17 protein-coding genes are annotated in these 19,954 nt (G+C 66.3%); 10 read left to right on the top strand and 7 right to left on the bottom strand.

Features of this window, described 5'->3' with window-relative positions; genetic code table 11:
* Window positions 1-39: 39 nt before the first annotated feature.
* Genes CLU87_RS13890 through CLU87_RS13880 form a run of 3 tightly spaced genes read left to right on the top strand, consistent with a single transcriptional unit; the run spans window position 40 to window position 3,406 of the window.
* On the top strand, window positions 40-1,428 hold the full coding sequence (locus CLU87_RS13890) for an efflux RND transporter periplasmic adaptor subunit (RefSeq protein ID WP_099730810.1): 1,389 nt from the start codon (window positions 40-42) through the stop codon (window positions 1,426-1,428).
* Window positions 1,425-2,201, top strand: a complete 777-nt coding sequence (locus CLU87_RS13885; RefSeq protein ID WP_099730809.1) for an ABC transporter ATP-binding protein — start codon at window positions 1,425-1,427, stop codon at window positions 2,199-2,201. Before CLU87_RS13890 ends, CLU87_RS13885 begins: the two co-directional genes overlap by 4 nt.
* The gene (locus CLU87_RS13880) at window positions 2,201-3,406 is read left to right on the top strand and encodes an ABC transporter permease (RefSeq protein ID WP_099730808.1); all 1,206 of its coding nucleotides are present in this window, start codon (window positions 2,201-2,203) and stop codon (window positions 3,404-3,406) included. The genes CLU87_RS13885 and CLU87_RS13880 overlap by 1 nt, the downstream gene beginning before the upstream one ends.
* 156 nt (window positions 3,407-3,562) lie before the next feature.
* Here CLU87_RS13880 and CLU87_RS13875 read toward each other — a convergent pair whose 3' ends face one another.
* Window positions 3,563-3,952 carry an Hsp20/alpha crystallin family protein gene (locus CLU87_RS13875; protein WP_099730807.1) on the bottom strand — a complete coding sequence of 130 codons (390 nt, stop codon included), beginning with the start codon at window positions 3,950-3,952 and terminating at the stop codon, window positions 3,563-3,565.
* A 92-nt stretch (window positions 3,953-4,044) separates the two neighbouring features.
* Between CLU87_RS13875 and CLU87_RS13870 the strand changes: the two genes are divergently transcribed.
* Complete coding sequence (locus tag CLU87_RS13870) at window positions 4,045-5,388, top strand: branched-chain amino acid ABC transporter substrate-binding protein (RefSeq protein ID WP_099730806.1); 1,344 nt, start codon at window positions 4,045-4,047, stop codon at window positions 5,386-5,388.
* A 60-nt stretch (window positions 5,389-5,448) separates the two neighbouring features.
* Here the strand turns inward: CLU87_RS13870 and CLU87_RS13865 are convergent, their stop codons facing one another.
* The 6 genes from CLU87_RS13865 to CLU87_RS13840 all read right to left on the bottom strand — a co-directional run bounded on the left by CLU87_RS13865 (window position 5,449) and on the right by CLU87_RS13840 (window position 12,769).
* The gene (locus CLU87_RS13865) at window positions 5,449-6,210 is read right to left on the bottom strand and encodes an ABC transporter permease (RefSeq protein WP_056744038.1); all 762 of its coding nucleotides are present in this window, start codon (window positions 6,208-6,210) and stop codon (window positions 5,449-5,451) included.
* Window positions 6,211-6,215: 5 nt separating this feature from the next.
* The gene (locus tag CLU87_RS13860) at window positions 6,216-7,208 is read right to left on the bottom strand and encodes an ABC transporter ATP-binding protein (RefSeq protein ID WP_099730805.1); all 993 of its coding nucleotides are present in this window, start codon (window positions 7,206-7,208) and stop codon (window positions 6,216-6,218) included.
* A 175-nt stretch (window positions 7,209-7,383) separates the two neighbouring features.
* On the bottom strand, window positions 7,384-8,496 hold the full coding sequence (gene mltB / locus CLU87_RS13855) for a lytic murein transglycosylase B (RefSeq protein ID WP_099730804.1): 1,113 nt from the start codon (window positions 8,494-8,496) through the stop codon (window positions 7,384-7,386).
* A 140-nt stretch (window positions 8,497-8,636) separates the two neighbouring features.
* Window positions 8,637-10,676 (bottom strand): DUF3488 and transglutaminase-like domain-containing protein, encoded by a 2,040-nt coding sequence (locus tag CLU87_RS13850; RefSeq protein WP_099730803.1) that lies wholly within the window; start codon window positions 10,674-10,676, stop codon window positions 8,637-8,639.
* A 125-nt stretch (window positions 10,677-10,801) separates the two neighbouring features.
* Window positions 10,802-11,845, bottom strand: a complete 1,044-nt coding sequence (locus CLU87_RS13845; RefSeq protein ID WP_056058379.1) for a DUF58 domain-containing protein — start codon at window positions 11,843-11,845, stop codon at window positions 10,802-10,804.
* A gap of 3 nt (window positions 11,846-11,848) precedes the next feature.
* Window positions 11,849-12,769: a MoxR family ATPase gene (locus CLU87_RS13840; protein WP_056058381.1), complete on the bottom strand. Its 921-nt coding sequence runs from the start codon at window positions 12,767-12,769 to the stop codon at window positions 11,849-11,851.
* Between the two features lie 101 nt (window positions 12,770-12,870).
* Here CLU87_RS13840 and CLU87_RS13835 point away from each other — a divergent pair, with 101 nt between their 5' ends.
* The 6 genes from CLU87_RS13835 to CLU87_RS13810 all read left to right on the top strand — a co-directional run bounded on the left by CLU87_RS13835 (window position 12,871) and on the right by CLU87_RS13810 (window position 19,824).
* Complete coding sequence (locus CLU87_RS13835; protein ID WP_056058384.1) at window positions 12,871-13,776, top strand: histone deacetylase family protein; 906 nt, start codon at window positions 12,871-12,873, stop codon at window positions 13,774-13,776.
* A gap of 141 nt (window positions 13,777-13,917) precedes the next feature.
* A complete protein-coding gene (locus CLU87_RS13830) occupies window positions 13,918-14,709 on the top strand; it encodes an enoyl-CoA hydratase (RefSeq protein ID WP_099730802.1) in 792 nt (263 codons plus the stop codon).
* 11 nt (window positions 14,710-14,720) lie between these two features.
* The gene (locus CLU87_RS13825) at window positions 14,721-16,049 is read left to right on the top strand and encodes a mechanosensitive ion channel family protein (protein ID WP_056058390.1); all 1,329 of its coding nucleotides are present in this window, start codon (window positions 14,721-14,723) and stop codon (window positions 16,047-16,049) included.
* 225 nt (window positions 16,050-16,274) lie between these two features.
* A complete protein-coding gene (locus tag CLU87_RS13820) occupies window positions 16,275-17,024 on the top strand; it encodes an electron transfer flavoprotein subunit beta/FixA family protein (protein WP_099730801.1) in 750 nt (249 codons plus the stop codon).
* Window positions 17,025-17,957: an electron transfer flavoprotein subunit alpha/FixB family protein gene (locus CLU87_RS13815; protein ID WP_099730800.1), complete on the top strand. Its 933-nt coding sequence runs from the start codon at window positions 17,025-17,027 to the stop codon at window positions 17,955-17,957.
* Window positions 17,958-18,033: 76 nt separating this feature from the next.
* Complete coding sequence (locus CLU87_RS13810; protein WP_099730799.1) at window positions 18,034-19,824, top strand: acyl-CoA dehydrogenase; 1,791 nt, start codon at window positions 18,034-18,036, stop codon at window positions 19,822-19,824.
* Window positions 19,825-19,954: the final 130 nt, after the last annotated feature.

Here is a 19,954-nt window from a genome sequence, read left to right as displayed (position 1 = left end):
CTCCATTGCCTGCCAGCCCCATTTTCTGATTCATGTCCCATGCCAAACACTGACACCTCCGCTTCTTCTGCAACCGCCAAAGCCGCCCCCTCCGACCTGAGCGCCTTGCTGGGGGCTGACCGTCCGCGCCGCTGGTGGCAGCGCACTACCGTGTGGCTGGGGGTGGCCGCGCTCGTGGTGGTGGGCGGTGGCTTGTACGCCTGGCAATCGCGCCAGAGCGCCAGCACTGCACCCACCTATGTCACCGAAGAGCTGCGCCGGGGCAATCTCACACTCACCGTGTCGGCCAACGGCACGCTGCAGCCCACGCGCTCGGTCACCATTGGCAGCGAGCTGTCGGGCACCGTGCGCAAGGTGCTGGTGGATGTGAACGACAAGGTCAAGAAAGGGCAGCTGCTGGTGGAGCTGGACACCGCCAAGCTCGAATCGCAGGTGCTGCGCTCGCGGGCCTCGCTGGCGTCGGCGCAGGCCCGCCTGGCCCAGGCCGTGGCCACCACCAAGGAGGCCATTGCCAACTTTGGCCGGCTCGAAGAAGTGGCCCGCCTGTCCGGCGGCAAGGTGCCCTCGGCCTCCGAGCTGGACGCAGGCCGCGCCACGCTGGACCGCGCCCGCGCCGATGAAACCAGCGCCCGCGCCACGGTCGAGGACGCACGCGCCGCGCTGTCCACCGACGAGACCAACCTGTCCAAGGCCTCCATCCGCTCGCCCATCGACGGCGTGGTGCTGACCCGCACGGTGGAGCCTGGCAACGCGGTGGCCGCATCGCTGCAGGCCGTGACGCTGTTCACCGTGGCCGAAGACCTCACGCGGCTGCGGCTGGACGTGAGTGTGGACGAAGCCGATGTGGGTTCGGTCAAGGTGGGTCAGGACGCGAGCTTCACGGTCAGTGCCTATCCCTCGCGCCGCTACCCGGCCCAGGTCACGCGCGTGTCGTTTGGTTCCACCAAGACGGACAACGTGGTCACCTACATCACCTGGCTGGAGGTGAACAACAGCGACATGAGCCTGCGCCCCGGCATGACGGCCGCTGCCACCATCACTTCCACTGAACGCAAGGACGTGCTGCTGGTGCCCAACACGGCGCTGCGCTTCACGCCTGCGCAGGCCGCAGGGGCCGATGCGAAACCCGGGGCGGGTGGCGCCAAGCCCGGCGCGTCGGGCAGCGGCAGTGGTGGCGGCATCATGTCGCAGCTCATGCCGCGCATGCCACGGTCTGGCTCGGGCCCACGCAAACCGGGTGCGGGGGGCGAGGCGGGCGATGGCGCGGGCAAGGCGCGGCAGGTGTGGGTGCTGCAGGACGGTGCCGCCAAGCCCATCGATGTGCAGGTGGGCATCAGCGATGGCCGCCATACCGAGGTCACGGGCGAGGGCCTCACGCCCGGCATGGCCGTGATCACCGACCAGCGCGCGGCGGGAGCCAAGCCATGAGCGTGGCGGGCGACACCCCCATCATCCGCCTGCGTGGCGTGACCAAGGTCTATGGTGAAGGGGCGCTGGCCTTTCAGGCGCTCAAGGGCGTTCATCTCGACATTGCGCAGGGCGACTTTGTGGCCATCATGGGCCCCAGCGGCTCGGGCAAGTCCACGGCCATGAACACGCTGGGCTGCCTGGACCGGCCCACCACGGGCGAATACCTGTTCAAGGGCGTGCATGTGGAGTCGCTCTCGCGCGACGAGCGGGCACGGCTGCGGCGGCGCTACTTTGGCTTTGTGTTCCAGGGCTTCAACCTGCTGGCGCGCACCTCGGCGCAAGAGAACGTGGAGCTGCCTCTGCTATACCGGGGTGAGTCGGCCACCGCGCGCCATGCGGCGGCCGCGCGTGCGCTGGAAGCGGTGGGCCTCAAGGGTTGGGAACACCACACGCCCGCCGAGCTGTCGGGCGGGCAGCAGCAGCGCGTGGCTATTGCGCGCGCCATCGTCACCGAGCCCGATGTGCTGCTGGCCGACGAGCCCACCGGCAACCTCGACACCCAGCGCAGCTACGAGATCATGGAACTGCTCTGGCGCCTGAACGCCGACCACGGCATCACCGTGCTGATGGTCACGCACGAGCCCGACATGGCGCAGTACGCGCGGCGCATCGTGCGGTTTGTCGATGGCGTGGTGGACAGCGACGCGGCCAACCCGCACGCCAAGGGCCTGGACGCTGATGCGGCATTGGCCCTGCCAGCGGTGGCCGGTTCGGATGCGGGAGGCCACTGATGTTGCTCAACACCCTGCTGCTAGCGCTGCGCTCCATCCGGCGCAATCTCATGCGCTCGTTCCTCACCATCCTGGGCATCGTGATCGGCGTGAGCGCGGTGATCACCATGGTCACGCTGGGCAATGGCGCCACGCTGGCCATCCAGAACCAGATCTCGGGTCTGGGCACCAACCTGCTGCAGGTGCGCCCCGGCCAGCGCATGGGGCCGGGCGGTGGCTCGGGCGCTCCGGCCTTCAAGGACACCGATGCCGACATGATCGCGCAGCAGATCGGCGGCATCCTGGCCGTGGCACCCGAGGCGCGCGCCGCCGCCACCGCCGTGGTGGGCGGGCGCAACTGGACGACCAGCGTGATCGGCAGCACCAACGCCTGGCTGGAGACCGGCAACTGGACCGTGCGCACGGGCCGCGTCTTTACCGACGCCGAATTGCGCGCGGGTGCCGCCGTGTGCCTGATCGGCGAGACCGTGCGGCGCGAGCTGTTTGGCACGGCCGATGCTGTGGGCGGCCAGCTGCGCGTGAAGGCGTTTTCGTGCGAGGTGGTGGGCGTGCTGGCGTCCAAAGGGCAGGGTGCGTTTGGCAACGACCAGGACGACACCGTGCTGGTGCCGCTGCGCACGCTGCAGCGCCGCGTGACGGGCAACACGCGGGTGAACACGCTGCTGGTGTCCATGAAGGACGGCAGCGACCCCGAGCGCGTGAAGGCCAGCCTCACCCAACTGCTGCGCGAGCTGCGCAAGCTGTCGGACTCGGACGAAGACAACTTCAACGTGCTCGACACCAAGCAGCTGGCCGACACGCTCTCGGGCACCACCAAGGTGCTGACCACGCTGCTGGGCGCCGTGGCCGCCGTGAGCCTGCTGGTGGGCGGCATCGGCATCATGAACATCATGCTGGTGAGCGTGACCGAGCGCACGCGCGAGATCGGCCTGCGCCTGGCCATCGGCGCACTGGAACGCGAGGTGCTGCTGCAGTTCCTGATCGAGGCCGTGGTGCTGGCCGCGCTGGGCGGGCTCATCGGCATCGTGCTGGCCACGGGCGCGTCGCTCGCACTGTCGGGGCTGATGGGCGTGCCCTACCTGTTCAACCCTGGCGTGAACCTGCTGTCGTTTGTGTTTTCGGCCGGGATCGGTGTGGTGTTTGGCTACTTCCCGGCGCGGCGCGCGGCGCGCATGGACCCCATCGATGCGCTACGGCACGAGTGAGCAGGGCCGTGGGCTGGCTGCCGAAGGGCGCCTGACCGGGTGCCCTGGAAGAAAAAACAAGCAAAAAAGGCATGAAGCGCTAGTGCATCATGCCTTGATTGCTATTGAAAATATAGCGATGGCCGTCATGCGCCATCGCCTTGGGAGCGGCTGGCTTCAGTGAATGGTCAGCGTGGTGGCCTTGCTCACGGGCTCCAGGCGGACCAGTGTCAGGGTCAACACGCCGTTTTCCAGCTTGGCGGTGCTGGCGCTGGCATCGATCTCGGTGGGCAGCTCCCACGCACGCTGCACCTTGCGCGGTGCGCCTTCCACGCTTTGCACCTGCACCACTTGGCCTTCAATGCTGATCGAGAGCTGTTCGCGGGCGAGGCCGGGGACGTCCAGCTGCAAGGTGGTGGCCTTTTCGTCCTGCGTCACGGTGCAGCCCGCAGCGGGTGCTGCGGCAGGCTGTGCCAGCGCGCCCATCAGAAAACGTTGCAGCGCCAGGTCGGCGGAACGGGGGGCTTGGGCATAAGCGGCGCGGCGGATCACGGGGGCGAAGATCATGGGGTACTCCTATACACTGCGCGGCTCTCGACGTGGTCGCCGCATGGCAGAGAGGTGTGTGCGGCCACGCCGCATTTCAAGGGAAAAATGCCATGAATAAATTGCAATCTGTGGGCTTGAAATCAGGCGCTGCGGCATTACGTCACACCGTTTGGGCAGCCGCAGTGGCCCTTGCAGGCGCCGTGGCGTTGGCGCCTGCCGCGCAAGCGCAGACCCCGCCCTCGGCAGCCGTGGCCCAGGCCAGGCCGGTCAAGCTGGCGCTCATCGAAAGCCTGTCGGGCCCTTTTGCCAACACGGGCGAGGCTGTGTACCGCAACATCTACTGGGCCATGGAGCGCGTGAACGCACGCGGCGGCGTGCAGCTGCCTGCCAGCAGCGGCGGCCCCCGCCCGCTGGTGCTGGAGCGCTACGACAGCAAGGGCCAGAACGAAGAAGCCCTGTCTGCGCTGCGCGCTGCGATTGACGATGGTGCGCAGGTCATCCTGCAGGGCAATTCGTCGTCCACGGCCGCCGTGCTGATCGAGGCCATCAACAAGCACAACGAGCGCGAGCCGAACAAGCGTGTGCTGTTCCTCAACTACTCGGCGGTGGACCCCATCCTCACGAACGAGAAGTGCAGCTTCTGGCACTTCCGTTTTGATGCCCATGCCGACATGCGCATGGCCGCGCTGATGGAGGTGATGCGCGAGGACAAGGCCTTGAAGAGCGTCTACCTCATCGGCCAGGACTACAGTTTTGGCCAGGCCGTGCTGCGCGAGGCCAAGAAGCAGCTGGCTGCCCAGCGCCCCGATGTGGCCGTGGTGGGCGAAGAGCTGCACCCCATCGGCCGCGTGAAGGACTTTGCGCCCTATGCCGTCAAGATCAAGACCAGCGGCGCGCAGGCCGTGGTCACCGGCAACTGGGGCAATGACCTCACGCTGCTGGTCAAGGCCGCGCGGGACGTAGGCTACGAGGGCAGCTTCTACACCTTCTACGGCAACGCGCTGGGCGCTCCCGCCGCGATTGGCGACGCGGGCATCGGCAAGGTGGTGGCCGTGGCCGACTGGCTGCCCAACGTGCCGGGCGCGCAGAGCGAGGCGTTCTACCAATCCTTCCGCACACGCTTTCCCAAGCCGCAGGACGACTACGTGCACATGCGCATGCAGCTGATGGTGGAGGCCCTCGCCCAGTCCATCGAGCGTGCAGGCAGCACCGACGTGGTGGCCGTCGCGCGCCAGATGGAGTCTGCCAACGTGCAATTGGCCGGCCAGGGCGGCACCATGCGTGCGGCCGACCACCAGTTCCAGCAGGCCCTGGCGGTGGGCGTGATGGACAAGAAAGGCGCCCCCGGCGTGAAGTTCGACGTGGAAGGCTCGGGCTACGGCTTCCGCGTGGTGCGGCAGATCGCGGCGGCCAAGGCGCAGCAACCGCACAGCTGCCAGATGCAGCGCTATTGATGCAGCGTTACTGATGCGTGGGTCCGCCCCGGGCGGCCGGGGCGGCCGGGGTGATCGCGCTCAGCGCCGGATGCGGTGGCCCGTCTTGAACACCCACCGCACCACGGCGAGGCACAGGGCCATGAACACCAAGGTCATGCTGGTGCTCACTGCGATGTGCACGTCGGCATGGCCATAGAACGCCCACCGCAGCCCGCTGATGAGATAGACCACCGGGTTGAACAACGAAACGGTCTGCCAGAACGGCGGCAGCATGCTGATGCTGTAAAAAGCCCCGCCCAGAAAGGTGAGCGGCGTGATCACCAGCAGCGGGATGACCTGCAGCTTTTGAAAGCTGTCCGCCCACAGGCCAATGAGGAAGCCGAACAGGCAGAACGTGACGGCTGTAAGCACCAGAAAGCCCACCATCCAGACGGGGTGCGCCACTTCGTACGGAACAAACACCCGGGCGGTGGACAGGATGAGCACCGACACCAGCAGCGACTTGCTGGCCGCCGCGCCCACGTAGCCCAGCAGCACCTCCACCCAGTTGACCGGCGCGCTCAGCAGCTCGTAGATGGTGCCCGACCATTTGGGCATGTAGATACCAAAGGCCGAGTTGGAGATGCTCTCGGAGAGCAGCGACAGCATGAGCAGGCCGGGGATGATGTAGGCGCCATAGCTCACCCCGCCGATGTCGCCCATGCGCGAGCCTATGGCGGAGCCGAAGACGATGAAGTACAGCGCGGTGGTGAGCACGGGCGCAATGAGGCTCTGCATCCAGGTGCGGAAGGCGCGGTTCATTTCGAAGCGGTAGATGGCGCGCACGCCATGCAGGTTCACACCGGTCATGCTGGGATCGCTTTCTGGGGCGAAGGGGTGGGGACCTTGTCCTGGTGCACCAGGCTGACGAAGATGTCTTCGAGCGAGCTTTCGCTGGAGTGCAGGTCCTTGAAGTCGATGCCGTGCTCGGTCAGGGCGCGCAGCAGGGCGGCGATGCCGGTGTCTTCCTGCTGCGTGTCGAAGGTGTACGTCAGCACGGTGCCGCCCTGGCTCAGGGCCAGAGGCCAGCGGGCGAGCGGTGCGGGCACTTGCGCCATGGGCTGCTGCAGCGTGATGGCCAGCGCTTTCTTGCCCAGCTTGCGCATCAGCACGGCCTTGTCTTCCACCACGATCAACTCGCCCTTGCGGATCACGCCGATGCGGTCGGCCATGTCCTCGGCTTCTTCCAGGTAGTGGGTGGTCAGGATGATGGTGGTGCCCGCGTCGCGCAGCGCCCGCACCAGGCGCCACATGTCGTGGCGCAGCTCCACGTCCACGCCGGCGCTGGGCTCGTCCAGGAACAGGATCTTGGGCTCGTGCGACAGTGCCTTGGCGATCAGCACGCGGCGTTTCATGCCGCCCGACAGCGCGAGGATCTTGTTGTCCTTCTTGTCCCACAGCGACAGGTCCTTGAGGATCTTCTCGATGTATGCGGGGTTGGGGGCCTTGCCAAACAGGCCCCGGCTGAAGTTCACCGTGGCCCACACCGTCTCGAACGAGTCGGTGTGCAGCTCCTGGGGCACCAGGCCAATGGCAGCGCGGGCTGCGCGGTAGTCGCGCACCGTGTCGTGCCCATCGGCCGTGACGGACCCCGCCGTGGCATTGCTCATGCCGCAAATCACGCTGATCAGCGTGGTCTTGCCCGCGCCATTGGGCCCCAGCAGGGCAAAGATCTCGCCGCGCCGGATGTCCAGGTCGATGTTCTTGAGTGCCTGAAAGCCGCCGGCGTAGGTTTTGCTCAGGCCGCGTACGCGGACGATGGCGTCCGTGTCGGGTGCTGGAGAAGGTGATGCAGGCATGGGGAAGGTTCTCTTGGAGGACCAGGGCGCGCCGCCTTGGCCGGGCCGCTGTGCAAGCGGTCGAAGCCGGGCATTGTGGACTGACTTGCGCAAGCGTGCAGGGCAGGGGCTCCGTGCCCGCAGAAACCTCCGGGTTCAGCCGATTGGTGCGTGGTTCGCAGCGCGGTAGGCGCCATCAGCGCGCTGCCGCCACCTCGCGCCCCAGCTCGATCACCGCCATGGCGTAGTAGCTCGACCAGTTGTAGCGCGTAATAGCGTAGAAGTTTTCGGTGCCTGCCACGTAGCTGGGTGCATCGTTGCCGTTTTGCAGTTCCACCAGCGCCAGCGGGCCCGTGTGCTGGGCACCCGGGGCATCGAGCACAGCGCCCTTGGCCAGCATGCTGGCCGCGCTGAAGGTGGGCAGGATGTCAGGGGCGAGCAGGTCGTCCAGTTGCAGCCGCGCGTTGTCGAACTGCACGCCAAAATGCGTGGGCATGCCGGGCGTCCAGCCGTGGCCGCGGAAGTAGTTGGCCACCGAGCCGATGGCGTCGGCCGGGCTCTTGAACAGGTCCACGCGGCCGTCGCCATCAAAGTCCACCGCGTAGCGCACCCAGCTCGATGGCATGAACTGGCCCAGGCCCATGGCGCCGGCATAGCTGCCGCGTGGCTCAAACGGGTCGGTGTTGCTGCGGTTGGCGAGGCTCAGGAACTGCTCCAGCTCGCGGCGGAAGAATTCGGTGCGCTCCTTGGCGCGCGGGTGTGCAGTGGGGAAGTCGAACGCCAGGGTGGCCAGCGCGTCCATCACGCGGAAGGTGCCCATCTGCTGGCCGTAGATGGTCTCCACTCCGATGATGCCCACGATGATCTCTGCGGGCACACCAAACTCGCGCTCGGCACGCTCCAGCATGGCCTGGTTCTCCTGCCAGAACCGCACGCCTGCACGGATGCGGATGGGGTCGATGAAACGGCTGCGATACACGCGCCAGTTCTTGGCCGTGCCCTTGGCGGGCGGCAGCATGAGGCGGGGCACCTGTGGCAAGAAATGCGCCTGCCCGATGGCCTGGCGCACCCACTCGCGGTCCAGGTCCCGCCGTGTGGCCAGGTCGTCGGCAAAGTCCATGGCCTCAGGGCGCGATGCGTAGAGCACCGGGGCCTTGGCACTGGCCCGCCCCTGGTGGGCCTGGCCGGCTTTGGCATGTGCCTTCTGGGCCGCCGGTTTGGGTTGATTTTCGGGCTTTGCGCTAGCGGGTAATGCACAGGCAGCTATCAAAAATATAGCTGCCGTGGTCCATGGTGCTGTCTTCTTCATGTCAATGGTTCGTCATGTTGTGGCTCCCTGCAGCGTCTGATACCGGCGCGCTCCAAGACCAGGGATGCCAAGCAAGGGCGCCCCGCAGCGAGGGCATCGTCCCCCTGGGGGGAAGCGGCGCAGCCGCTCAGGGGGGTGATTCACTGTTTCGGCCAGGCGAGGCTGCGGAACTCCCGCCGCAAATCGCCCAGGGCGGCCTCAGGGTGGGGGGCGTAGCGCACGCGCTCCAGCCGCAGCAGCCAGTCGGCCACCGCCGCAGCGGGTGCGCCGAATTGTGCCTGCACCCGCTCGGCCATGGCCCGGGGCGGCAAGGTGTCGGGCACCACCAGCCCGGCGCGGGCCAGGCGCTGGCGGGCGCGTGCCAGCAGGCGCAGCCAGGGGTCGTGCTGGCTGCGCTCCCACAGGCTCCAGCCCATGCCCCCAAGGGCGGCAACGATGATCAGGATGCCCAGCACCATGGTCAGGTCCTGCCAGCTGGGCGACTCAAAGCCCAGGGACTTGAGCAGGTCCAGCTGGCGGCTTTGTGTGTAGTTGAGCACCCACTGGTTCCAGCTGTTGTTGACGGCCTCCCACACGGCGCGCAGGTTCTGCGCCAGCCCCGGGCTGATGACCGTGCCCATGGCGGTGGCAAACGCCCCCTGGGGGGCGCGCAGCCGCTGAAAGGCCCCGGTGCGGCCGGGTGACACGGCACCGGTGGGGTCCACCCGCACCCAGCCCCGGCCGGAGAGCCAGACTTCGGCCCAGGCATGGGCGTCGCTCTGGCGCACGGTCCAGAGCTTGTCCACGGGGTTGCGGTCGCCGCCCTGGTAACCGGTAACGATGCGGGCCGGGATGTCGAGCGCACGCATCAGCACCACAAAGGCCGAGGAGATGTGTTCACAAAACCCTTCCTTGCGGTCAAACCAGAACTCATCGGCCGTGTGCTGGCCGTACACGCCGGGCTCCAGCGTGTACACATATCCGCCGGTGCGCAGGAGGTTCAAGGCGGCATTGACAAGGGCCTCGGCGTTGTCTTGCGCGGGGTTGGGGTTGAGCTTTGGGTCGTTGCGCAGTTGCTGGGCCAGCGCCAGCGTGCGGGGATTGAAGCCGGTGGGCAGCTCGGTATAGGTGCGCAGGGCGGCGTTGGGGGCGCTGGGGCCATGGGCAAACTGCGTGTAGCTCTCTGCCTTGTAGCGCACCACATCGGTCACTGCGCGGGTGGTCAGCCACTGCAGGTCCTGCGTCATGAAGGTGTCCATGCCCGCGACGGCGGGCTTGTCCACCGCAGCGTCCAGCAGCAGCAGCCAGGGGCGCTGGTGGGGCTCCAGCGTCACTTCGTAGCGCACAGGCTGGCCTTGCACGCGCAGGTTGGCTACGGTGCTGGCACGTGCCTGCGAATAATCGCCGGGGCGGGGCGACACCGGGTGCCATTCGACGCCGTCGAAGGTGCCGAACACGGGGCCGCGGAAGTACAGGTCGCTCTGCGGTGGCGCGGCGCCGTCAGGGGTGTCAAACCGCACGCGCATGGCCACCGTGTCATCCAGCGCCAGCTCGGCAATGTTGCCCACCTTCATCACGCCGGACAGGCCGCTGCGCCCGCTCATGGTGTCGCTGGGCATGCCCCACAGCGGCGCCATGCGCGGGAACAGCATGAACAGCGCCGCCATGATGGGCGCGCCCAGCAGCGCCATGGTGCCTGCTGTGCGCAGTGCCTGCGACAGCGGTGGCCGCCCCACAGGCATGTGGGCGTTGACCAGGGCCGTGAGCAGCCCCAGCAGCGCCACCAGCATGGCAGCGGCCGTGAACAGCGACTGCGAGAAGAAGAAGTTGCTGAGCATCGTGAAGAAGCCCAGGAAGAAGACCACCAGCGCGTCGCGCCGCGCGCGCAGTTCCAGCATCTTGAGCGCCAGCAGCATCACGATCAGCGTAACCCCTGCATCACGGCCCAGGATGGTGCGGTGGGTGTACAGCGTGCCCGCCACCGCGATCACCAGCGGAACGGCCAGCACCCAGCGCGTCGGCAGCGGGCGGCCCTTGAAGGCCAGCCAGCCGCGCCACAGCATCAGTCCGGCCGCCAGCAGGCTCGCCCATACAGGCAACACGTTGACCTGCGGGGCGATGACCCACGCAATCACGACGAGCAGGAACAGCGTGTCGCGCGCATCGCGCGGCAGTGCGTTGAGCGTCTGACGCAGGGTCATGGCTGTGCGGTGGAACGGGGGTGAATGGATTTCATGACGCTATTTATTTGATAGCTATTCGGGCAATAAGAATATGCGCTTGGAGCCGATAGGGGCCAAACTCGGCAGGAATGGGCAGTGGCAGGTCAACACAGGGCCAACGCCTCCAGGCAGCGGCGGCGGTGGGCGGCCCCCGTGTCGGGCGCGATCTCGGTGCCGGGCAGGCGCAGGCCATAGTCCAGGCCCAGGCGGTCGGCTTGCAGCACCCAGGCCGTCAGGCGCGACACGCGTGCCTCATGGTTGGGCAAGGCGGCGTGGGCCAGGTCCAGCCACAGCTCGTGCCGCTGGGCCTGTTGCGCGTCACGGCTCACCAGGTCATCGGTGCCGGTGGCCAACGACTTCGCCGCTTTCTTCCAGACCACCAGTTTGAGCGGGTCGCCCCGCCGGTAGGCCCGCACGCCGTCGAATTCGCCAATGCCCTGCGACGGCGCGTTGCCCGTGCCCCCTGCGCGGGGCTCGCCCGGCGGCAGGGGTTGTGGCGGCACCTCCGGCGCGGGGTACACCAGCACCTCGGCAGCGGGCCGCCAGTAGGTCCACACGCGGAAGGTGCCCAGCGGAAACCGCGTTTCGGCCGTCAGGGTGGGCACACGGTGCAGCCCCCGGCGCCCGGGCTGGAAGGCCACCTGCACGCTGGCCTGACCCTGGGCGGGCACGTCGGTCCAGGCCCAGTGGTGTTCGGCCTTGCCGGTGCCGTGCACGGCCAGGGCAATGCCATAACGCGGCGACTTGCGATCACTGGACAGCTGGATCTCAAACGCCGTGCTGGTGCCCAGAAAATGTGGCTCGGGTGCCTTCAGGTGCAGCGTCAGCCCGCGCAGGTTGGCGTGGCAGATGTGCATGCCCACCACCGCGCTGCCAGCCAGCAAAAAGGTCAGCAGGTAGCCCAGGTTGAGCTGGTAGTTGATGGAGGCCACCAGCAGCACCACGAGCGTGAGCGCCAGCATCCAGCCCGAGCTGGTGGGCAGGATGTAGACATTGCGCTGGGTGAGCTGCAGCGTGTCGGACAGCGGCAGGCGTGCCTGCCACCAGCGCTGGAAGCGCCTGCGAAGGCGCGCCACGGGGCTGAGCCGCGCGGCCAGGCCGCGCCAGCCCGTGGTCGTCGTGAGGGAAGGGTGGGCGGCGGATTCCATCGATCAGGGCAGCGGCACGGCGTCGACCATGGCGCGGACCTGCTCGACCGCGCCGCGCCCGGCGTCGCCCACGGGCACCAGGCGGTGGGCAATGGTTTGCGGCAGCACGGCCTGCACATCGTCCGGCGCCACATAGTCGCGCCCGCTGATGAGCGCCTGGGCCTTGGCGGCGCGCAGCATGGCAATGCCCGCGCGGGGCGACAGGCCCTGCAAGAACCAGCGGCCCGAGCGGGTGGCGGCGATCAGGTCCTGCACGTAGTTGAGCAGGGGGTCTGCGGTGTGCACGGCCTGCACCTGGCGCTGCAGCTCGGCCAGTTCGTCGGCGGACAGCAGGGGCAGCAGGCTGCTCACCATGTCGCGCCGGTCGGCGCCCGACAGCAGCAGGCGCTCGGCGGCGCGGTCGGGGTAGCCGATGGAGATGCGCATCAAGAAGCGGTCAAGTTGCGACTCGGGCAGCGCAAAGGTGCCCAGCTGGTCGTGTGGGTTCTGGGTGGCGATCACGAAGAAGGGGTGGGGCAGGGCGCGGGTTTCGCCCTCGACCGACACCTGCTTTTCTTCCATGGCTTCCAGCAGGGCGCTTTGCGTCTTGGGGCTGGCGCGGTTGATTTCGTCGGCCAGCAGCACCTGGGCAAACACCGGGCCGGGGTGGAACACAAAGGCTTCTTTGCCACGTTCGTATACCGACACGCCGGTCAGGTCGCTGGGCATGAGGTCGGCAGTGAACTGGACGCGCGAAAACTGCAGCCCAAAGGTGTGGGACAACGCGTGCGCCAATGTGGTCTTGCCCACACCCGGCACGTCTTCAATGAGCAGATGCCCCCCCGCCAGCAGGCAGGCCACGCAGTCCTGAACCTGGGCCTTTTTGCCCACGATCACCGTGTTAAGCTGATCCAGAAGCGATTTGATCTTGTGCTGTGCATTCATGGCACGACGTTATCCGAAAAACGGCAAAAAATGCGAGACGCGGGGACAAGACTGTGAGCAAGACGGGCTATTTCACCCATCGGGATTGTTGGAAGCACGAGATGGGCCCGGGCCACCCCGAATGCCCCGAGCGGCTGGATGCGATTGAAGACCGTTTACTGGTCACCGGCGTAGGGGATGCGCTGGAGCGCTACGAAGCCCCGGAAGCCTCGCTGGCCGACATCGAACTGGCCCATGGCCGCATGCACATCGCCGCCTTGCGCGGGATGTCTGACCGGCTCAACGAAGAGCTGATGGCCGGCGGCCCCAGCTATGCGCAGATTGACACCGACACCTCCATCAACGCCCACACCTGGAAGGCGTCGCTGCGTGCTGCGGGTGCTGCGCTGGCCGCCACCGACGCGGTGATGGCGGGCGAGGTCGAAAATGCGTTTTGCTCCGTGCGCCCCCCGGGACACCATGCGTGCCGCGACAAAGCGATGGGCTTTTGCTTTTTCAACAACGTGGCGGTGGCGGTGAAATATGCGCTGCAGCGCTACAACCTGCAGCGTGTGGCGGTGGTGGACTTTGATGTGCACCACGGCAACGGCACCGAGGACATCCTGGCCAATGACCCGCGGGCGCTGATGGTCAGCATCTTCCAGCATCCGTTCTACCCCTACAGCGGCGACCACGATCCCGCCCCCAACATGGTCAACGTGCCGGTGCCCGCGTACACACGCGGCATGGACATCCGCGAGATCATCGAGATGATGTGGATGCCCCGGCTGGAGGCCTTCAAGCCCGAGATGATTTTTGTGAGCGCGGGCTTTGACGGCCACCGCGAGGACGACATGGGCCAGTTGGGCCTGACCGAGCAGGACTACACCTGGATAACCCAGCGCGTGAAGGACGTGGCCCGGCGCTACTCGAAGGGCCGCATCGTGTCGTGCCTGGAGGGTGGCTACGTGATGGGGCCGCTGGCGCGCAGTGTGGAGGCGCATTTGCGGGTCCTGGCCGATCTTTGACTCCCCCTGAGCCGCCTGCGGCGTCTCCCCCCCTGAGGGGGGCGCCACCCGTGGCCTGGCGGAGCCAGCTCCACGGTGGCACTGGCCTCATGCGCGCCTGTTTCAAACGCCCCTCGCATTGCTGTGCACAGGAGAAACAACATGACGATTCCAAATTCTGACGAGCTGCTGCTGATCACCCGTGATACGCGCGGTGTGATCACCCTCACTTTGAACGACCCTGCACGCTTCAATGCGTTGGGCTCTGAAATGCTGACAGCCCTGCAACAGGCGCTGGACGAAGCGGGCCGCGACGAATCTGTGCGCGTGGTGGTGCTGGCCGCAGCAGGCAAGGCCTTCTGTGCCGGGCACAACCTCAAGGACATGGCGGCGAACCCGGACCTGGCGTACTACCAAAAGCTGTTTGCGCAATGCAGCCGCATGATGCTGACCATCCACAAGCTGCCAGTACCCGTGATCGCCAGGGTTCAGGGCATGGCGACGGCCGCAGGCTGCCAGCTGGTGGCGCAGTGTGACCTGGCAGTAGCGGCCGACAGCGCGAGTTTTGCCACCAGTGGCATCCACTACGGCCTGTTCTGCGCAACGCCGAGCGTGCCGCTGGTGCGCAATGTGCCCGCCAAGCGGGCGATGGAAATGCTGCTCACCGGCGACTTCATGGATGCGCCCACTGCACTCGCGCAAGGGCTGGTGAACCGGGTGGTGCCCGCCGATGCGCTGGATGCCGAGGTCGAGCAACTGGTGCAATCCATCCTGCAAACGCCCCGTGTGGCCGTGGCCATGGGCAAGGCGCTGGTGTACCAGCAGCGCGAGCTGGGCATTGATGCCGCCTACCAGCTGGCAGGCCAGACCATGGCCACCAACATGATGGACTCGGCCGCCCAGGAGGGCGCCCGTGCGTTTGCCGAAAAACGCCAGCCCGCCTGGAAGCGTTGAGGCGCCGCACGATGGACAAGCCGATGCTCGACGACGTGGGCCTGTGGGTGCAGGCCTTTCTCAGCCCCACGGTGCTGGTGGAGCTGGCTGTTTTGGCAGTCTGCGTGGGCCTGGCCTGGGGGCTGGTGGCGCTGCTGCAGCGCGGCCTGCGCCGGGGCGACCCGCGCTCCATCCTGTTTGGTGTGCGGATCGTGGATGGCGCGCTGTTTCCGCTGGTGCTGCTGAGTCTGGCCTACATCGCGCGCACCCTGCTGCACCACTGGGTGGCGCTGGCGGCTTTCAAGATTGCGATCCCGGTGCTGGTGGCGCTGGTGGTCATTCGCATTGGCGTGAAGGTGCTGCAGGTGGCCTACCCGGACGCTGCCTGGGTGCGGCCCATCGAGCGCTCCATCTCCTGGATGGCGTGGCTGGGCATGGTGCTGTGGGTCACCGGGCTGCTGCCGCTGGTGCTGGACGAGCTGGACCAGATCCACTGGAAAGTGGGCGGGGCGACGCTGTCGGTGCGCACCATCATCGAAGGGGCGGTCACCGCAGCGGCAGTGCTGCTGATTGCCCTGTGGATCTCGGCGGCCATCGAGTCGCGGCTGCTGCGCTCGGCCACGGGCGCCGAGCTGTCGCTGCGCAAGGCGGTGAGCAACGCGGTGCGGGCGCTGCTGGTGTTTGTGGGCTTGCTGGTGGCCTTGTCGTCGGTGGGCATCGACCTGACTGCGCTGTCGGTGCTGGGCGGTGCGGTCGGCGTGGGCATTGGCTTTGGCCTGCAGAAGCTGGCCGCCAACTATGTGAGCGGTTTTGTGATCCTGGCCGAGCGCAGCATGCGCATCGGCGACAACGTCAAGCTCGATACGTTCGAGGGGCGCATCACGCAAATCAATGCCCGCTACACCGTCATACGCTCGCCCTCGGGGCGCGAATCCATCGTGCCCAACGAACTCTTAATCACCCAGCGGGTGGAAAACCTGTCGCTGTCAGACCCGCGCGTGTGGATGTCCACCGTGGTCAGCGTGGCCTATGAGAGCGATGTGGACCAGGTGGCCCAGTTGCTCACCGATGCCGCCCTGGTCAGCCCGCGCGTGCTGCGCGACCCCGCCCCCAGCGCCGCGCTGTCGGCCTTCGGGGCCGATGGGCTGGAGTTCACCGTGGGCTTCTGGATTGCAGACCCTGAAAACGGATCCCTGGGACTGCGCTCGGACATCAACCGGGCCATCCTGAGTGCGCTGCGGGCCCACCAGATCGAAATCCCTTACCCCCAGCGGGTCATGCATGTGCAGGTCGATGGCGCAGTCCCTGCAGCGATGTCGCCGGGCGGGGCTCCCGCGCCAGCACCGGCTTCGGCGGGCTGATCCGGTTGCAGGGCGATACCTCGGCGGGTGCCCGGTAGCGCAGGCGACAGCAAACTCTAGACACTGTCCGGGTTCACTCGCCTATAATTCACAAAAAGCACGATCGTTCTTTTTTGTGATTGTGCAGTCTGTGTGGTGGCTCCGTAGCGCTTTCGCTGCAGTGCGACATAGAATGTTCTAGTTTACGTAAACGTCAATTCAACCAACTCTCTAGGAGCCGCAGCAATGAAGGTCTTGGTCCCTGTCAAGCGCGTGGTGGACTACAACGTGAAGGTCCGCGTGAAGTCGGACAACACGGGTGTGGACATCGCCAACGTGAAGATGAGCATGAACCCCTTTGACGAAATCGCCGTTGAAGAGGCCGTGCGCCTGAAAGAAAAAGGCCTGGTGACCGAAGTCATCGCAGTCTCCTGCGGCGTGGCCCAGTGCCAGGAAACCCTGCGCACGGCCATGGCCATTGGTGCCGACCGCGCCATCCTGGTGGAAACCGACGTCGAACTGCAGCCCCTGGCCGTCGCCAAGATCTTGAAGGCCCTGGTGGACAAAGAGCAACCCTCGCTCATCATCCTGGGCAAACAAGCCATCGACGACGACGCCAACCAGACCGGCCAGATGCTGGCGGCCCTGGCCGACCTGCCCCAGGCCACGTTCGCCAGCAAGGTTGAACTGGCTGCAGACAAGGTCAGCGTGACCCGCGAAGTGGACGGCGGCCTGGAAACCCTGGCCCTGACGCTGCCCGCCGTCATCACCACCGACCTGCGCCTGAACGAGCCCCGCTACGTCACCTTGCCCAACATCATGAAGGCCAAGAAAAAGCAGCTCGATACCGTCAAGCCCGAAGACCTCGGTGTGGACGTGGCCCCGCGCCTGAAGACCCTCAAGGTGACCGAGCCCGCCAAGCGCGGCGCTGGCATCAAGGTGGCCGACGTGGCCGCCCTGGTCGAAAAACTCAAGAACGAAGCGAAGGTGATCTAAATGTCGGTACTCGTTATTGCTGAACACGACAACGCGTCCATCAAGGGCGCCACGCTGAACACCGTCACGGCCGCAGTGGCCTGCGGCGGCGACGTGCACGTGCTGGTGGCCGGCCACAACGCCGGAGCTGCTGCACAGGCCGCCTCCAAAATAGCCGGTGTTGCCAAGGTCATCCACGCCGACGCCCCTGGCCTGGAACACGGCCTGGCAGAAAACGTGGCCGCGCAAGTGCTCGCCATCGCATCCAACTACAGCCACATCCTGTTCCCGGCGACTGCTGGCGGCAAGAACGTGGCCCCCCGCGTGGCGGCCAAGCTCGATGTGGCCCAGATCAGCGACATCACCAAGGTGATCGCAGCCGATACGTTTGAGCGCCCCATCTACGCCGGCAACGCCATTGCCACCGTGCAAAGCCAAGATGCCGTCAAGATCATCACCGTGCGCACCACCGGCTTTGACGCCGCAGCCGCCACCGGTGGCAGCGCACAAGTTGAAATCGCCGCCGCCACGGCCGACGCAGGCAAGAGCAGCTTCGTGGGCAGCGAAATCGCCAAGAGCGACCGCCCCGAGCTGACCGCTGCCAAGATCATCGTCTCCGGTGGTCGTGCGCTGGGCAGCAAGGAAAAGTTCGACGAAGTCATGACGCCCCTGGCCGACAAGCTGGGCGCCGCCCTGGGTGCCAGCCGCGCAGCGGTGGACGCAGGCTACGCACCGAACGACTGGCAAGTGGGCCAGACGGGCAAGATCGTGGCACCGCAGCTGTATGTGGCCGCCGGTATCTCGGGTGCTATCCAGCACTTGGCGGGCATGAAGGACTCCAAGGTGATCGTGGCGATCAACAAGGACCCTGAGGCGCCGATCTTCAGCGTGGCCGACTACGGGCTGGAAGCGGATCTGTTCACGGCTGTGCCTGAACTGGTCAAGGCCCTGTAAGAACGCCCCTGTGCACACAAAGGCATCGCTCGCGATGCCTTTTTTTTGACGAAATTTCGCTTTCCCGGAGACACCCATGAGCTACACCGCCCCCGTCAAGGACATGCTGTTCGCCATCGAGCACCTGGCCAACATTGAACAGATCGCGCAAATCCCCGGTTTTGAAGATGCCGGGCTGGACACGGCCGCCGCCGTGCTGGAAGAGTGTGCCAAGTTCAACGAAGGGGTGCTGTCGCCGCTCAACTGGGAAGGCGACAAGAACCCGTCGAGCTGGAAAGACGGCGTGGTCACCACCACCCCCGGCTTCAAGGAAGCCTTCCGCCAATATGGCGAAGGCGGCTGGCAAGGCCTGCAGCACCCCGCCGACTTTGGCGGCCAGGGCCTGCCCAAGACCATCGGCGCGGCCTGCATCGAGATGACCAACAGCGCCAACATGAGCTTTGCGCTGTGCCCGCTGCTGACCGACGGCGCCATCGAGGCGCTGCTGACAGCAGGCAGCGATGAACTCAAGGCCACCTACCTCGAAAAGCTGGTGACCGGCGAGTGGACTGGCACCATGAACCTGACCGAACCCCAGGCGGGCTCGGACCTGGCCCTGGTGCGCACGCGTGCAGAACCCCAGCCCGACGGCACCTACAAGATTTTCGGCACCAAGATCTTCATCACCTACGGTGAGCACGACATGGCCGAAAACATCATCCACCTGGTGCTGGCCCGCGTGCAGGGCGCGCCGGAGGGCGTCAAGGGCATCAGCCTGTTCGTGGTGCCCAAGTTCATGGTCAACAAGGACGGAAGCCTGGGCGCGCGGAATGACGCGCATTGCGTGAGCATCGAGCACAAGCTGGGCATCAAGGCATCGCCCACGGCCGTGCTGCAGTTTGGCGACCACGGCGGCGCGGTGGGCTACCTGGTGGGCCAGGAGAACCGGGGCCTCGAATACATGTTCATCATGATGAATGCGGCCCGCTACGCCGTGGGCATGCAGGGCATCGCGATCTCCGAGCGCGCCTACCAAAAGGCTGTGCAGTACGCGAAAGACCGCGTGCAGAGCCGCCCCGTGGACGGCAGCATCAACGCCAGCGCCGCCATCATTCACCACCCTGACGTCAAGCGCATGCTCATGACCATGCGCGCCACCGTCGAGGGTTGCCGCGCCATGGCCACGGTGGCGGCTGCGGCGTTTGATGCCGCACACCACCACCCCGATGCCGACACGCGCAAGCAGAACCAGGCGTTCTATGAATTCATGGTGCCCCTGGTCAAGGGCTACAGCACCGAGACGAGCCTGGAAGTGACCAGCCTGGGCGTGCAGGTGCATGGTGGCATGGGCTTCATCGAAGAAACCGGCGCGGCCCAGTACTACCGCGACGCCAAGATCCTGACCATCTACGAAGGCACCACCGCCATCCAGGCCAATGATTTGGTGGGCCGCAAGACGGCGCGCGATGGCGGCCAGGTGGCCAAGGGCATCGCCGCGCAGATCGAGAAGACCGAGGCCGACCTGCTGGCCAGCGGCACGCCTGCTGCGCTGGCCGTGGCCAAACGCCTGACGGCGGCGCGCAAGGCGCTGCTCGACGTGATCGACTTTGTAGCCGGTGGCACCAAGGCCCAGCCCAACGCCGTGTTTGCGGGCAGCGTGCCCTACCTGATGCTGGCGGGCAATGTGGTGGCGGGCTGGCAGCTGGCACGCAGCCTGCTGGTGGCCCAAGACCTGTTGCACAAGGGACAGGACGAAGCCTTCATGCGCGCAAAAATAACCACGGCCCAGTTCTATGCCGACCACATCCTGGTGAAGGCTCCGGGCCTGCGCGACAGCATTGTGGAAGGCGCGGCCAGCGTGACCGAGCTGGCGCTGGAAGCCTTCTGAAGGACTGGCGTGCCGTGAGGAGACAGGCCACCTGCGGGGCAGGGGCCTTGATATAAAAATGATAGCTACGGACGCATGATTCACTAGCGCATCCGGCCTATTCCATCCCTATTCTTGTTCTGGAAGTTGT

The organism is Acidovorax sp. 59, assembly GCF_002754175.1.
Taxonomy (GTDB): domain Bacteria; phylum Pseudomonadota; class Gammaproteobacteria; order Burkholderiales; family Burkholderiaceae_C; genus Acidovorax; species Acidovorax delafieldii.
The sequence above is the reverse complement of the archived record's forward strand: the minus strand, read 5'-3'. Positions and strand labels throughout refer to the sequence as shown.

Bases quoted from the DNA above. Each gene is read 5' to 3' on its own strand.
- CLU87_RS13825 (WP_056058390.1), top strand. From the start codon at position 14,721: ATGGACAAGCCGATGCTCGACGACGTGGGCCTGTGGGTGCAGGCCTTT.
- CLU87_RS13875 (WP_099730807.1), bottom strand. From the start codon at position 3,952: ATGATCTTCGCCCCCGTGATCCGCCGCGCCGCTTATGCCCAAGCCCCC.
- CLU87_RS13885 (WP_099730809.1), top strand. From the start codon at position 1,425: ATGAGCGTGGCGGGCGACACCCCCATCATCCGCCTGCGTGGCGTGACC.
- CLU87_RS13845 (WP_056058379.1), bottom strand. From the start codon at position 11,845: ATGGAATCCGCCGCCCACCCTTCCCTCACGACGACCACGGGCTGGCGC.
- CLU87_RS13880 (WP_099730808.1), top strand. From the start codon at position 2,201: ATGTTGCTCAACACCCTGCTGCTAGCGCTGCGCTCCATCCGGCGCAAT.
- CLU87_RS13810 (WP_099730799.1), top strand. From the start codon at position 18,034: ATGAGCTACACCGCCCCCGTCAAGGACATGCTGTTCGCCATCGAGCAC.
- CLU87_RS13835 (WP_056058384.1), top strand. From the start codon at position 12,871: ATGGGCCCGGGCCACCCCGAATGCCCCGAGCGGCTGGATGCGATTGAA.
- CLU87_RS13870 (WP_099730806.1), top strand. From the start codon at position 4,045: ATGAATAAATTGCAATCTGTGGGCTTGAAATCAGGCGCTGCGGCATTA.
- CLU87_RS13815 (WP_099730800.1), top strand. From the start codon at position 17,025: ATGTCGGTACTCGTTATTGCTGAACACGACAACGCGTCCATCAAGGGC.
- CLU87_RS13860 (WP_099730805.1), bottom strand. From the start codon at position 7,208: ATGCCTGCATCACCTTCTCCAGCACCCGACACGGACGCCATCGTCCGC.
- mltB (WP_099730804.1), bottom strand. From the start codon at position 8,496: ATGAAGAAGACAGCACCATGGACCACGGCAGCTATATTTTTGATAGCT.
- CLU87_RS13820 (WP_099730801.1), top strand. From the start codon at position 16,275: ATGAAGGTCTTGGTCCCTGTCAAGCGCGTGGTGGACTACAACGTGAAG.
- CLU87_RS13830 (WP_099730802.1), top strand. From the start codon at position 13,918: ATGACGATTCCAAATTCTGACGAGCTGCTGCTGATCACCCGTGATACG.
- CLU87_RS13840 (WP_056058381.1), bottom strand. From the start codon at position 12,769: ATGAATGCACAGCACAAGATCAAATCGCTTCTGGATCAGCTTAACACG.
- CLU87_RS13850 (WP_099730803.1), bottom strand. From the start codon at position 10,676: ATGACCCTGCGTCAGACGCTCAACGCACTGCCGCGCGATGCGCGCGAC.
- CLU87_RS13890 (WP_099730810.1), top strand. From the start codon at position 40: ATGCCAAACACTGACACCTCCGCTTCTTCTGCAACCGCCAAAGCCGCC.